Genomic DNA, 15,220 nt, shown 5'->3' on the forward strand with positions numbered 1-15,220 from the left:
AAAGATTGAGGATTTACTTTATGGAGTTTCTTGCGAAGATTCCTCGTTCCTCGGAATGACAAAACTATCGTGTTAATCTCGCACAAGCAAATAATTACTTACTCACTTTATACTTCTCATTTGCCGTAATCATCTCCCAATTATCCGTTTTGAATGGTGATGCAGGGAATTTTTCTTTGTTGAAAAGATTAATTGTTGTATCGTCGTCTGCCCAACCGTAATGAACTGCTACGGGATTTTGAACTTTATCGCTTGATACAATTATTTTATTGTCTTTAATTATCGCTTTCGCGGAATGAAAAACTTTGTCTGCACCTGCAATTTCGAAACCTTTTAACTCATCATTATTTGGCGTTGATAATCCGCTGCCGATGTTATCGAAAGTAAGGATAATTTCGTTTCCTTTTATTGTTTGAGATTTATAAGTTGGTCCGCTGTGAACTTGTTTTTTGCCATAAAGATTATTCATTGCAATCGCTGCCAAACGCAAACCAATGTCTTGTTTGTTGGTTGGGTGAATGTCTTTTGCGTTACCGATATCGGTTGTAACAGCCATTCCGGTGTTTGTTAATTTTAAAGTTTCAGATTGTGCTTCGCGAAGTTCTGCCCAACGGCTTCCTTTTTGACTGTTTCCTCCAAATTCGTCGAAAGTGGATAATTGAACGAAATAAAAAGGGAAGTTTCCTTGTTTGAATTTTGTTCTCCAATCCTTGATCATTAACGGAAATGATTTTTTGTATTCTGCCGCTCTCCAAACATTGGCTTCTCCCTGATACCATAAAACGCCTTGCATCGCATAAGGCACTAACGGATTTACCATGGCATTGTACAATAATGACGGATAACTGTTTGGCGAAACTTCTATTCTTACTTTTACGACATTGAATTTCCAAAGTCCTTCTAAAGGCAGATTTGAATCTTTAAAATCAATTTTTAAATCTTGCGGATCGCCGTAGATTCCGCCACCGCCACTGTAATCTGTAATTCTTACGGCGATTACGTTTGTTCCTTCTTTTAAGACATTTGCTGGAATTTTGTAAATCCTTTTGGCATCCCAAAGATTGTTTGTTCCAATTTGAACGCCATTTATATAAGTTTGGTCTTCGTCATCGACTTTTGCTAAATGTAAAGTAGCTTCTTTTTTAGCTTGTTCTGCCGTTAAAACAATGGTTTTTCGCATCCAGACAATTCCGTCGATATTTCCGATTTGCTGGTTTTCCCAAAGTGAAGGCACTTTTATTTCTGGCCAGTTTTTGTCCTGGAAATTTGGGTTTTTAAATTGCTCTTCGTTTTCCATCGAAACATCAAAACCTTGTACTTTTTTCAGATTGTCTAAAACCGATTTTTTATAGGTTTCAAAAATAGCATTGATATCTACCGTTGGCACATTAGCAATCATCGATTTAAACTCGTCACTTTTTTCGAAAGCTTCACGGCTGGTCCAAGTTTCTACATTGGTTCCGCCCCAAGATGTATTGATGATTCCGATTGGGATTTTTAATTCTGCATACAGTTTTCTGGCGAAATAGTAGCCAACTGCTGTGAAGTTGCCCACATTTTCTTTATTGGCAACTTCCCATTTTCCTTGTTTTAAATCGTCTTTTGGAGTACCACTTAAATCTTGTGCTACGCCAAAATGACGAATCATTGGATAATCTGCACTATTTATTTCTTTTTCAGCATTCATCGTTTTGAAAACCTGAAATTCCATATTCGATTGTCCGCTGCAAATCCAAACTTCACCAACCAAAACATTTTTGATGGTGATTTTATTTTTTCCGATAATGATCAATTCGAATGGCCCGCCGGCTTTTTCAGCATTTAAATTTACCGTCCATTTTCCGCTTTTATCGGCTGTCGTTTTCTTAATTTGATTGTTGAAATGAATTTCTACGCTTTCATTCGCATCCGCAAAACCCCAAATTGGAATTTGCTTGTCTCTTTGAAGTACCATTCCGTCAGAGAATATTAAAGGCATTCTCACATTAGCATTAGCTAAAACACTAATTAACAGAAAAATAAACATTACACTCTTTTTCATTTTTTTTATTTAAATATTTTTTGAACCATATAAGTGATATAAGATAATTTGATTTTTATTTAGCATTGCGCTTAAATTTACTTATATCACTTATATGGTTTTAACCACATTTTTTTATTTTAATCCATCTATTAAAGCGTTTAAAGCTTGTGTATCGAAGACGGTATTATTGCTTCTATTCATAATTCCGAAACCATTGTTTCCTAAACTTCCTTCGTCCCAATAAAAAGGTAATAATCCGTTTGCTTTTGCTGTTTTTACCACCGTTTTTAAATAATACGCTCTTGAGTTTAAATGCAATGTCAGCGCATCTCCCGTTAAAGTGGTTCTACGGATTGCTCCAAATTCTCCCAATAAAACTGGAATTCCTTTGTCTACAAATTGCGTTTTCATCAATTTGAAATTCTTTTCTAAATCGGCTTCTTCGCCCCAAGTTGCATTTCTTTCTGTATCGGTTGTAGAATGGAAACCATTTCCCCAATAATAGAACATTTTACCCCAAGTTTCATCTTTCGTTAAACCGGCAAAATTCCAAGGTGAATAATAATGAACCTCAACCATCATTCTGCCTGATACTTTATCTGTAGGCAATGTAGTCATTAATTTATTTGTTTTTTCGATATCTGTTGTTGGCCCTTGAACTACTAAAACACGAGTAGCATTTTTTCCTCCCGTTGAACGAACTGCATCAATAAAAGTTTGATGATACGACGTTAAAACTGCCATTTGCGTCGCATCTTCAACAGCCGGTTCATTGGCACTTGCAAAAAGTAAATGTTCGTCAAATCCGCGTAAATGTGTTGCAATTTGTTCCCAGAACGCTTTTTGTTTGGCGTTGTTTTCTAATTTTTTAGCTTCGGTAATATTGTTTTCCAGCCAGCCCCCGTCCCAGTGAATGTTTACTACAACATACATATCGTTATCAACACAATATTGCACTACTTCTTTCACTCGGTTTAACCAATCCACTTTGATTTTTGCTGTTGCAGCATTTTCTAAATTCTGATTCCAAGAACACGGAATTCTGATGGCATTGAAACCATTTGCTTTTACAGCATCAATTAAAGCTTTGGTTACTTTTGGATTTCCCCAAGCGGTTTCTCCTCCGGTTGCTTCCAACGTATTTCCGATATTCCAGCCTAATTTGATTTTTGCTGCCAATTCAACTGCTGAACTTCCCATTCCTGACGCATCAGCTGTAATTGGATTTGTATTGTAACTTGGGTATAAACTTCCTGCAGCCTGAGAAACTGAAATTGCTTCTGAGGCAAGTTCACCACCACTTAATGTAATCACAGCATTTCTCAAAGCTGTAGTTGTATTTTCTAAAGCAGTAATTTTTACTACAGTTTGTCCCGAAGTTCCGGCAGTCGAACTTAACTTTATCCAGCTGACAGGATTACTCAATGTCCAAGCAACTCCATTGGAATTAACGGTTATTTCAATTGTATTTTCTTTGCTTTCAAAATCGATTTTACTGGTACTCGCAGCAAGCGTTTTTATACTTACCGGAGTTTCTTCTTTATCTGAACTGCAGGCTAAAACTCCCAGAAAAGCAAAACATAAAATAAAGCTCAACAGATAGTCTTTGATTGTTTTTTTCATTTGGTTTGGTTTAAGTTAAGTGTAAGTTTTTAAAATCAACGCCAGCTTATAGTGAGCTGGCGTTGATGGTTTGGTTATTTTATAGCAATAACAAGTTTTATTTAACTGTTACCTGAATTTCTTTTTTAATATCTCTTGAAGAGGTTCCCAATTTGATGGTGTATTTTCCTGGCTCAACTGTCCATTTTTTAGCAGCAACATCGTAGTAAGCCAATTCTTTTACCGGTACTTTGATCGTTACTTTTTCTGAACTTCCAGCTTTTACATCCGCTTTTTTGAATCCTTTTAACTCTTGTGCTGCACGAGTAATTTTAGAATCCGATTTTGAAGTATATAATTGTACTACCTCTTTTCCGTCTACTTTTCCTGTGTTTTTAACCTCAACTGTAACTTCGATTACATCGTTTTGAGCGTAAGAATCTTTATTTGCTTTTGCATTATCAAGCGCGAAAGTCGTATATGATAATCCGTAACCAAAAGGATATAATGGTGCAACATTTTTAGTATCAAACCAACGGTATCCAATCAAGATTCCTTCAGCATAATTAACGGCTTTGTCTCCTGGGAAACTGTTTGTGGCATGCGCAGGAGAATCTTTTAAAGCAACCGGCATTGTCCAAGGTAATTTTCCTGACGGATTTACTTTTCCTAAAATAACATCAGCCAAAGCATTTCCTCCTTCAGAACCATTAAACCAAGACCAAACCACAGCTTGCGATTTTTTGCTTATTTCATTAATATCAAATGGAGCTCCGGCAACAAAAACTACAATCGTTTTTGGATTCGCTTCGATTACTTTTTTGATTAATTCTTCTTGTCCAAAAGGCAAGTGTAAATCTCTTCGGTCTGAAGCTTCTGTTTCGTAATCACGATTTGAGCCCGCAAAAATGATTGCCACGTCTGAGTTTTTGGCTGCTTCTACTGCTTCTTTAACTTTTGCATCGTCTAATTTGTCAATTGTTACCGGACCATTAGCCGTAATATTTCCTAAATTTCCTTTGTTTTTCTCATCATAACGCTCTAAATATCCTTCCGCATAATTGATTTTAACTGATGAAGGAAGTCTATTTTTAAGACCTTCAAGAGGTGTAACTTCTCTTTTTGTTTTTACTCCGGCTCCAAATCCGCCCAAAGCATTTTTCTTTGTAGCGTTATTTCCAATTACGGCGATAGATTTTACTCCGTCTACTTTTAGCGGAAGCGCATTATTTTCATTTTTCAACAATACAATTGCTTCTGCAGCAATTTTGTAAGCATCTTGGTAATGTGCTTCGGTTGCGATGCTTCCTTTTGTACGTTCGCCTCCGCCTATTGCTTTCACTTGGAATAAAACTCTTAAAATACGTTTTACATGAAGATCAATTTCTTTCTCAGAAACTTCACCAGATTTAACTGCTGCGATTAATTTATCGGCTAAGAAAAATTCATTGAAAGGTTTTGGTGTTCCCATTTCAATATCTAAACCATTTTTCAAAGATTTTGCTGTAGAATGCACCGCAGCCCAATCTGAAACTACGATTCCTTTAAATCCCCATTCATCACGAAGGATTTTATTCAGCATATAGTCATTCTCACATAAATATTCTCCTCTGAATTTATTGTAAGCTCCCATGATACTATACGCTTTTGCTTCTTTTACTGAAGCTTCGAAAGCAGGAAGATAAATTTCACGAAGTGTACGCTCGTCAATTTGTACATCTACAAAATCACGATTTGTCTCCTGATTGTTTGCCGCGTAATGTTTTACGCACGCCATTACGTCTTTTTCCTGTAAACCAACAATCAAAGGCACTGCAATTTTTTTGTTCAAAAACGGATCTTCAGACATGTACTCGTACGTTCTTCCTCCAAGCGGTGTTCTTACCATATTGATGGCTGGCGAAAGCAACATATCTTTATCTCTTGCACGTAATTCTTCTCCTAAACTCGTTCCAAAAGTATGTGCCATTTCAGCATTCCATGTTGCTGCCAAAGCACCACCAGCAGGATAATAAGTTGCAAAATCGTTTGTCCAACCTGCGGGAGCCCAATTGTCTCTTGAAATTTCTTCACGAACTCCCAACGGACCATCGGCCATTTTTAATTCCGGAATTCCTAAACGTTTTACGCCTGCATTGGCAAACATACTGTTCCCGTGAAGCATTCCAATTTTTTCTTCTAATGTCATTTGCGAAATCAATTTATCAATTTCTGCATCATGATCTGTACTTATTTCTTTTCCAACGTATTCTTCGGTTTGTGCCGAATTTGAAGCTAACGTCTGTGCATCATTTTTACAAGAAGTAAAAAATGCAAAAACCAAAGCTGATGAAAGGAATATCATTTTGTTTTTCATAGATAGTTAGGTGTTTTGATTTAAAGAGATTCCTCACGCATCATCTTTAAATGCAGTTAATACTATTTTTATGTTGTGGTTTTCTCTCTATTATTGTTTAATCAAATTCAGCATGACAACATCATTTTCATTGATTTTAAATTCTTTACTGAAAGTTCCTTTTCCGTCAATTGTGATTTTTTCTGTCGAAATGGGTGCGCCGTTATTTTTCTCTTTTAGAGAATTAACTTGTTGACGTGTAAGCTGACTTGGTTTATTCATCGCTAAATAATCCGCGTAAGCGTCATTTACTTTATATCCTACTTTGTAAATTTCTAAAAGATATTTCCCTTTCTGCATTCCGTCCACCTCAACTTTTACTTTTCCTTTTTCTTTTGATGGAAGATCTTTTATGTAATAGGTTTGATTCAGTTCTTTATCTCCCGGATGTGTATTGGTAAAATCCCAAAGTAAAACCTGAACATCTCCTTTTGCATTTTTAGAAGTCCAGGAAGCTTTATCCGAATTTTGAAGTTCTGTTTCTCCCAATTTATTCATTAGATAATAAGAGAAATAGGCTGGCTTTTTAATTCCCTGTGTATTCAGTAATCCGAAACCGCCGTGAAATGGCGTAAATCTTGGTCCTGCTTCTTCAAAAATATCGGTAAAAACCCAATATGACATTGAGTTTGCGGCATTTCCAACTTGTTTTAATTTCTGCAGAATATAAGCTGCGGAATGATAGCTATCGTGAATTGGATCTGCCGGTGTATAAGACGAACTCCATTCTGTATAATGCAATTCTAAATTTGGTTTAGCCGATTCCGTAATCAATTTTCTAGAATGAATAATTTCACCGCTTACACTCCATTCGTCCTGATTTAAAATCGTTCCCGAAGTTCCGAATTCGTCCAAATATCCGTGTTTTACTCCGTAGGTATGCGTCGAAACAAAATCCATCGGAACATTATTTTTAGCACAAAAATCAATTGTTTCAGAAACCCAAGCAGAACCTGCCGTTGCCGGTCCGCCGACTTTATATTCTTTGTTTACTGCTTTTACGCCTCGGGCTGCGTAATCGTATAATTTATAATATTCTTCCTGAGTACTGCTCCAAAAACCTGGTGATAAATTCGGTTCGTTCCAAACTTCAAAATACCATGTTTTTACTTCTTCGTCTCCGTAACGTTCTTTGAAATGCGCAGTTAGATTTCGAATCAAATCTTCCCATTTTTTATAATCTTTTGGAGGCGTTACGTTTCCTTTCCACCAAAAAATAGTTTCTTTTCCGCTTGCCAATGCATTTGGCATAAAACCTAATTCAACAAACGGTTTCATTTTCAGACTTACAATATAATCAAATAAAACGTCCACATATTGGTAGTTGTATTCCGGATTTCCTTTTTCGTCTTCGCGATAAACTGCCATATCATCAGACAATAAACCATGAAAACGGATATATTTAAAATCGCATTCTTTTTTAACCAATGCTAATTGTTGCTGCCAGTCGGCTCTCAAACCTTCGTTTGCTCTTCCGGCTCCAATGCATTCTTTAAACATGGTGTTTAATTTTCCTGCTTCTTTTTTAAAATCAACTTTTATGATTCGGTTTTCAGCATTATTGTTTTGTCCAATGATTTGGATGGAATGAATTAAAACCAGTACTATTAAAATTCTTTTCATCTGAAAATTGTTTTTGTTATCCTAACAGGTTTTAGAAACCTGTTAGGTATTTATTTTACCCAATCTAAAAGTTTCTTTATTTGTGATGTGATAGTGATACCTAACAGGTTTTGGAAACCTGTTAGGATACTAAATCTATAATTATAATTTTTTAAATCTCACTGCTCCACCGCCAGCTCCGCCTAATTTCAATTGTAATTTATCTGAAGCTTTTACTGTTTTCTTAGAAATGGCAACTGCTTCTGGATTGTGTGTTTGATCTGTTCCTTCAGCATCAACATAAATTTGTGCTTCGTAAGTGGCATTTGGATCTAAGAATGATAATGCAACCTCAACATTTCGCGGTTTTTCATTTGTCAAAGTTCCTAAGTACCAGTCTGCGCTGTTTCTGTCTTTTCTTGCTGTGGTAATGTATTCACCAATTTTACCTTCTAAGATTTTAGTGTCTTCCCAATCTGTCGGAACGTCTTTTAAGAATTGTAAAGCTGGTTTTCCTTCGTAGTTTTCAGGAAGATCGGCCAACATTTGAATTGGAGAATAAAGTGTTACATACAATGCCAATTGCTGTCCAACTGTTCCCTGAATTCTTTTTCCGGGATAACCTTGTTTTACCTCAACATCAAAAATTCCAGGCGTAAAATCCATTGGTCCGGAAAGTAATCTTGTGAATGGAATAATAGTCAAATGGTTTGGCGGATTTCCTTCGCTCCAAGCATTATATTCTTGTCCACGCGCTGCTTCTCTTGAAACCATGTTTGGAAAAGTCCTTCTTTCTCCTGTATCTTTAATTGATTCGTGGTAAAGAACTGCTAAATCATATTGAGCTGCTTTTTCTAAAATGTATCTGAAATAATTTACTCCAAACTGCCCGAAATGCATTTGTTTCATATTCAGTTTAGAACCAACATGACCAATTTTTACGGTATGAATTCCTAGTTTTTTGTATAAAGCAAAACCTTCGTCAACTTCTTTTAAATAGTTAATTAAGTTTGAACCTGTTTCGTGGTAACCGATTAATTCGATGTTCTTTTTCTTTCCGTATTCCACTACTTTTTCAAGATCGAAATTGTCTGCGCTTTTTGTAAAGCTGAACATGTGCATACGGTTTTCATACCACGCTGGCGTCCAACCTTTATTCCAGCCTTCGATCAATAAATGATGGAAACCTTCTTTTGCTGTAAAATCGATATATTCTTCGGCGTGTTTTGTTGTTGCACCTTGTTTGTCGCTTTCCCAGAAAGTATATTTCCCAATATGCATTCCCCACCAAATTCCTAAGTATTTATAAGGTTTGAAATAGTTGTTGGTATTCTTTAATTTGTTTGGTTCGTTTAAGTTTAAAACTAAATAAGAAGTGATTAATTCTCCCGGATTTTCTCCAATTTGAATCGTTCTCCAAGAAGAAGTAAACGAGTCTTTCACACGAACTTTAATTCCGTCAGCCCAAGGCACTAAATCCGATTTTAATTCTGTTCCTTTTGTGTTTACCAAAGTCATACTCGCAAAATCAATCAGGTTTGCTTCATGGAAACTTAACGCTAATCCGCTTTTGCTTTCGATTGTTAAGGGAGTTAAAACGGTATCTAATGTACTTACCGGTGCATCTTTAAATAAATATTCGTCACGATCTGGTCGGTTTGCAGGAATCCACCATGCTTTTCCGTCTTCTTTAAGGTTAAAAGTGGTTTTTTCATCCATGATGAAAATACTGTCTTTTACATTTTGTTTTGGATACACATATCTAAAAGCTACTCCATCGTCAAAAGCACGAAACTGAATCTGCAACTTTCTTTTGTTTCCTGTTTTCTGCTGTAAATCGACTACCAATTGATTGTAGTGATTTCGGATGTTTTTCTTTTCTCCCCAAACTTGTTCCCAGGTTTCATCAAACGTAGAAGTTTTAGCTCCTTTAATTTCAAAATTTAAACTTAAGTCTTCATTTCCTTTCAATACAAAACCCATATCTGACGGAGAAATTACTTCTGTCTTTCCGTGAGAAACTGCATATTTTGGAGCATTTTTTACCAGCTCAAATTTGATTTTGTTTTTTCCGTTTGGCGATGCCAATTCGTAAGCGCTTTTCGTTTTTTGACTGTAGCCTATTGCTATCGAAAACAATACGGCTGGGAGAATTAGATAGTTTTTCATGTTTTTTGGTATTATATTTTTTTTGCCACTGATTAAAAGGATTAGAAAGGATTTTTAAAACTGTGGCTATATTTTTTAAACACATAGAAACATAGTTTATTGAAAACCTATAAAAGGCTTTTCACTTGCATAAATTCACATAGCTTTTCTATGTGTTAGAAACTTGTTTCTTTTTGCTTTCTTTTTCACAAACAAGAACCTATGTTTCTATGTGTTTAAATATTTTTCTCGCAGATCTAGCAGATTTTTAATTTTGAATTCTCAATTTTTAATCCTTTTAATCTGTGTAATCTGTGGCTATTTTTTTTGCCACTAATTACACAAATTAACACAAATTCAATTCGTGGAAATTCGTGCAATTAGTGGCTAACTTTTTTATTTTGCCCACTCTGTTTTAAAAGTGGTTTTTCCGTTTAATGGGTTTGCAGCTACTTCAAAATTGTTTCCAGTTTTGTTCACTTTTATTTCTTGTACCGCATCGCCTTCAGGTAAAAATACTTTGGCTGTTGCCGAAGTCGTTTTATCGCTAGCAAAAACTTTTAATGTCAATTTGCTCCAATCCATGTCTTTTGTAGACTGCGCTAAACCGATGTGCGGAATTGCAGTTCCATCTTTTACTAAAACTACGATTGGCACCTCGCCCGCTTTAATTTTATGCCAGCCCGATTGGTACACTTTTTTAGTTTGATAATCGATCCAAGTTCCTTCTGGAAGATAAACGTCTCTTTCTTCAACCTCTTCAAAAAGCGGTGCAACCAAAATACTTGAACCAAATAAATATTCATTATCTACTAACCAGGCTCCCGGATCGTTTGGATATTCTACAAAAAGCGCACGCATCATTGGTAAACCTTTTTGAGAACTTTCTTTTGCCTGAGCGTAGATGTATGGCATTAATTCGTAACGCATATTATCTGCTTTTCTAAATCCTTCCAAGAATTCTTTGCTGTACAACCAAGGTTCGCGAGGCGGTTCTCCGTGGCTTCTTACGTGTGAAGTAAACATTCCGAATGGTGTCCATCTTCTGTAAATATTCTCAGGCGATTTTGTTGCGAAACCTCCAACGTCATGACTCCAGAAACTGAATCCGCTAAGACCTAATGAAAGTCCGCCGCGTAATTCTGCCGACATGGCTCCGTTTGTTGTTTCAGAATCTCCTCCCCAATGTAAAGGGTAACGCTGTGAACCTGCCCAAGTACTTCTTGCCCAGATTAAAGTATATCCTTTTTCTTTTTGAGTGATTTCTGCAACTGCTTTATTGTATCTTAACGGATATAAATTGTGTTCGTAAAAACCAGTTCTTCCAGAATGGTAAATCCCGTCTGGCGGTGCCGCTTCTCCAAAATCTACTTTGAAAACAGCAACGCCTTCATCAAATAACTTTTTCAATTTTCCTTGGTACCAAGTTACCGTTTCAGGATTTGAGAAATCTAAAACCGCATCTTCATAAGGAAGATTTCCTTTTCTGTCTCTTACCGCTAAATTTTTATCCATAATTTCAGGGAACAAAGTATTCTTTGGCGTGAAATAAGGCAACTGCCACAGACAAACCTGAAAACCATCTTTTTTCAAATCAGACATCATTTTTGTAGCGTCCGGGAAACGAGATTTTGCAAACTCGTAATTGTTTCTCCAATCTACATCAAACCAACCTGTATCAAAGTGAATAACATCGGTTGGGATTTTGTATTTACGTAAATCTCTGGCAACATCGCGTCCTTCTTTTTCTGAGAAATAAGTGATTCTACTCATCCAGAAACCGAATGACCAAAGTGGTGGCATCGCTGCTTTTCCAGTTAGGTTCGTATATTGATCTAAGATGTCTTTTGGTTCTCCGATGAAGAAAAATAAATCGGCTTCGTCGTCTCCAATGTACATTTCGTTGGCACTTGAAAAATATTTTCCAAAGTCAACTGTAATTGGTGTTGAATGATGCATGAAAACGCCGTAACCACGACTGCTCATGTAAAATGGAATCGGTTTGTACATCGTTTCGTTTTGGATTCCGTTAGCGTCATCTGTCCATAAAACTACTTTTGAACCACGTTTGTTGAATTGTGTGAATGATTCACCGCAACCAAATATTTTTTCGTCTGGCTCTAAACTGAAAGCCGCTCCCATACTTCTAGAATAATCGCTGTTTCGGCGAACGTAAGAAAAGGGAAGTGTCGGCGTATAGGTATTTTTAAAATCGGTATCGTGAAGTGTGCTTGTCAGTAATTTTCCTTTTTCATCGTAGATTTTTACGTGCCAAGGTTTTGTCAAAATTTCAACTTTCCCGTGTTTGCTTGTATAACTGTGACCGCCTTCAATTTTAGCATATTTCCATAATTCAGGATGATTTGGCGCAACGCCGTCAACCAGCATTAGAGATTCTTTTTGCGGATGAAACTGCGGTCCAGAAGTCGTTTTGATTCTAACTGTTCTATCTGAAACAAACTGAATTTCGAATGGTAAAACAGGAGATTCTGCATATTCTGTTGTCGGGAATTCGTTTGCTTTTTCCACATCTGGTTTCATCATCATGTTGTTGAAAGCCTGACGTGTTTTATAATTGTATCTTAAATACTTTATAGTTCCTTTTCCTGTTGCAGGATCAAAAGAAGCCAATTCGTCTGCGAAATAAAAAGTATTCAGATAATTCTGAAAATCTTTACTGATATCTATTGGCGCATTCAGTACATCTGCATTTTGAATTTGTGCTGTCGCTTTTGGCACGGCTAAAAATCCCAAAACAAAAGCAGAAACTAATGCGGTTAATTGTGAGTTTTTCATTGGTTAATAATCTAGATGTTAGTTCTCCTGCAAGGTTTCCAAAACCTTGTAGGTCTGTTATTTTTATTTCGAAACTTATTTATACCTACAAGGTTTTGGAAACCTTGCAGGAGCGTTGTGTCATTATTCTGTTATAATCACAATAGTGGATTGTTTCAATCCATTTGCTTTTGCTGTTAATTCTAATCTACCTGATGTATCTCCAGATTGAATCACAACCAAGCATTTTCCAGCCAAAGCCGTATGTTTATTTCCTTTGTAAGACTCGTGGCTAACTGGATCTCCGCTGCAAACGCCTACGATTTTTCCGTTTCCTTTTAATGAGAAATTAATTTCGCTATTCGCATTTGGCACTAAAGTTCCATTAGTATCTAAAATATCAACTGTTACAAAAGACAAATCATTTTTATCTGCTTTGATGGTGCTTCTGTCAGCCGTTAATTTCAATTGCGAAGGATTTCCAGCTGTTTTGATTTCTTTTTCTAAAACTACTTTTCCGTCTTTACGAGAAATCGCTTTTAGAGTTCCAGCTTCAAAAGGAATTCGCCACATAACATGCAGATCGTCTCCTTTTTTGCTTCTTTTTCCAACTGATTTTCCGTTTACGAAAAGTTCCACCTCATCGGCTTTATTGTAATACGCCCAAACATCAACAGTTTGTCCGGCTTTCCAATTCCAATGCGGGAAAATATGAAGAACGGTTTTATCTGTCCATTCACTTTGGTACATATAATACACATCTTTCGGGAAACCGGCTAAATCGACAATTCCGAAATACGAACTAATTGACGGCCATTCGTACGGCGTTGGTTCTCCGATATAATCGAAACCTGTCCAGATATACATTCCAGAAAGGAAATCGTGTTTTTTAATTACTTTCCAAGTCGCTTCATGTGTAGATCCCCAAGGTGTCTGAACTTGGTCGTATGCTGAAACGGTATTTCCAGGATTTCCTTCTGTAAACTTCAAATCCCATCTTACCGGCCATTTTTTGATGGTATCCGAAACGGCATCATAATACCCTCTTGTCTGTAAACCTGAAGTGGTTTCGGTTGCAATGAAAGGCGTGTTTGGAAAGTTTTTTAAATGATGTTCGTACGTTTGATGCGCATAATTGTATCCGATTAAATCTAAAACTCCCGATCCTGCAAGCGGATTAATTGATACATCCTTTTTCTCAAACTGTAAAGTCACCGCATCAATATTCATGTTTACCGGCGGATTCATAGCCGCTGTCAACGGACGGGTTTTATCGTATTGACGTGTAATTGCGGCTAATTCTTTGGCAATTTCAACACCTTTTTCATTCCATTGTTCCGGAATTTCATTTCCAATACTCCAAACAAAAATACTAGGATGATTTCGGTCGCGAAGCAATTGATCGATTAGATCTTGTTTGTGCCATTTGTCCCAATCGTTTCCGTAATCGTATTTGGTTTTGGTTTGTTTCCACATGTCGAAAGCTTCATCCATGACAATGAAACCCATTTTATCGCATAAATCTAAAAGTTCTGGAGAAGGTGGATTGTGTGAAGTTCTTATTCCGTTTACACCCATTTCTTTCATGATTTCTAATTGGCGTTCGATGGCGCGCGTATTAATTGCCGAACCCAACGGACCTAAATCATGATGCAAACAAACTCCTTTTATTTTGACTTGTTTTCCATTCAAAATAAAACCTTTGTTCAAATCAAATTTAAAATCTCTGATTCCAAAAGTGGTTTTATATTGATCTATGATTTTATCGTCAAGCGAAACTTCGGTAATTGCTGTATACAATTCTGGATTTTCAACTGACCATAAAATCGGATTTTCAACTTCTGCCGATTGATTCAGAGTTTGGTTTTCGTTGCCATTGATGGTTATTTCTTGAGTAACCGATGTTACTTTTTTGTCTTCTTTAAAAATGGTGGTCGTTACCGTGGCTTTTTTACCTTCTTTGTATTGATTTTTAATTGTGGTTTCAAAACTTATAGAAGCTTTTTCGGTCGTAACTTTTGGAGTTGTAATATAGGTTCCCCATTGTCCTACATGAAGTTTATCTGTAGTTTCGATCCAGACATTTCTAAAAATTCCTGAACCTGAATACCAGCGTGAATTGGGTTGTTTTGAATTGTCAACCTTAACAATAATTTCGTTGTTTTTTTCTCCATAATTCAAATATGGTGACATATCATATTGAAAACCGATGTACCCGTTTGGACGTTTTCCTAAATAATGTCCGTTTACCCAGACTTCGCTGTTTCTATACACTCCGTCAAAAGTTATAGACGTTATTTTTGTGCTGTCTTCTGCAGCGACTTTGAATGTTTTTTTGTACCAGCCTAAACCTCCATTTAATGCTCCGCCTCCATAACCCGCAGGACTTTTTTCATCAAACTTTCCTTCGATGCTCCAATCGTGCGGAACGTCTAAAGTTCTCCATTTTGTTGAAGCTCTAATAGTATCTTTATCAATAATGCTATCGTTAAGATGGAAACTCCAATCTGCATTAAAAGAAACTTTTCGGTTACTGAATTTCTGATCTGTTGATGATTTGCATGCTGTCAATAAAAGAGCACACATCAATAGTAATCCTAATTTTTTACACGAAGTTAACTGCAACATAATACTGTAAATTTTAATAACCCGGAAGCAGTTTGATACTGCTTCCA

7 protein-coding genes are annotated in these 15,220 nt (G+C 36.4%); all 7 read right to left on the reverse strand.

The window, feature by feature from the left end:
- Positions 1-94: 94 nt before the first annotated feature.
- Positions 95-2,041, reverse strand: coding sequence for a sialate O-acetylesterase (locus tag HYN56_RS03845; RefSeq protein WP_109190972.1), 1,947 nt, complete (start codon positions 2,039-2,041; stop codon positions 95-97).
- Positions 2,042-2,155: 114 nt separating this feature from the next.
- Entirely contained in the window at positions 2,156-3,646 is a 1,491-nt protein-coding gene (locus tag HYN56_RS03850) for a cellulase family glycosylhydrolase (RefSeq protein WP_109190973.1), read from the reverse strand.
- 97 nt (positions 3,647-3,743) lie between these two features.
- On the reverse strand, positions 3,744-5,981 hold the full coding sequence (locus tag HYN56_RS03855; RefSeq protein ID WP_109190974.1) for a glycoside hydrolase family 3 C-terminal domain-containing protein: 2,238 nt from the start codon (positions 5,979-5,981) through the stop codon (positions 3,744-3,746).
- A 90-nt stretch (positions 5,982-6,071) separates the two neighbouring features.
- Positions 6,072-7,643 (reverse strand): GH39 family glycosyl hydrolase, encoded by a 1,572-nt coding sequence (locus HYN56_RS03860; RefSeq protein WP_109190975.1) that lies wholly within the window; start codon positions 7,641-7,643, stop codon positions 6,072-6,074.
- Positions 7,644-7,784: 141 nt separating this feature from the next.
- Entirely contained in the window at positions 7,785-9,791 is a 2,007-nt protein-coding gene (locus tag HYN56_RS03865; RefSeq protein ID WP_109190976.1) for a glycoside hydrolase family 97 protein, read from the reverse strand.
- 375 nt (positions 9,792-10,166) lie between these two features.
- On the reverse strand, positions 10,167-12,566 hold the full coding sequence (locus HYN56_RS03870; protein WP_109190977.1) for a glycoside hydrolase family 31 protein: 2,400 nt from the start codon (positions 12,564-12,566) through the stop codon (positions 10,167-10,169).
- 123 nt (positions 12,567-12,689) lie between these two features.
- Complete coding sequence (locus HYN56_RS03875) at positions 12,690-15,173, reverse strand: glycoside hydrolase family 2 TIM barrel-domain containing protein (RefSeq protein ID WP_109194712.1); 2,484 nt, start codon at positions 15,171-15,173, stop codon at positions 12,690-12,692.
- Positions 15,174-15,220 lie beyond the last annotated feature (47 nt).

This window comes from Flavobacterium crocinum, assembly GCF_003122385.1.
Lineage (GTDB): Bacteria > Bacteroidota > Bacteroidia > Flavobacteriales > Flavobacteriaceae > Flavobacterium > Flavobacterium crocinum.

Bases quoted from the DNA above. Each gene is read 5' to 3' on its own strand.
- HYN56_RS03865 (WP_109190976.1), bottom strand. From the start codon at position 9,791: ATGAAAAACTATCTAATTCTCCCAGCCGTATTGTTTTCGATAGCAATA.
- HYN56_RS03845 (WP_109190972.1), bottom strand. From the start codon at position 2,041: ATGAAAAAGAGTGTAATGTTTATTTTTCTGTTAATTAGTGTTTTAGCT.
- HYN56_RS03860 (WP_109190975.1), bottom strand. From the start codon at position 7,643: ATGAAAAGAATTTTAATAGTACTGGTTTTAATTCATTCCATCCAAATC.
- HYN56_RS03850 (WP_109190973.1), bottom strand. From the start codon at position 3,646: ATGAAAAAAACAATCAAAGACTATCTGTTGAGCTTTATTTTATGTTTT.
- HYN56_RS03855 (WP_109190974.1), bottom strand. From the start codon at position 5,981: ATGAAAAACAAAATGATATTCCTTTCATCAGCTTTGGTTTTTGCATTT.
- HYN56_RS03870 (WP_109190977.1), bottom strand. From the start codon at position 12,566: ATGAAAAACTCACAATTAACCGCATTAGTTTCTGCTTTTGTTTTGGGA.
- HYN56_RS03875 (WP_109194712.1), bottom strand. From the start codon at position 15,173: ATGTTGCAGTTAACTTCGTGTAAAAAATTAGGATTACTATTGATGTGT.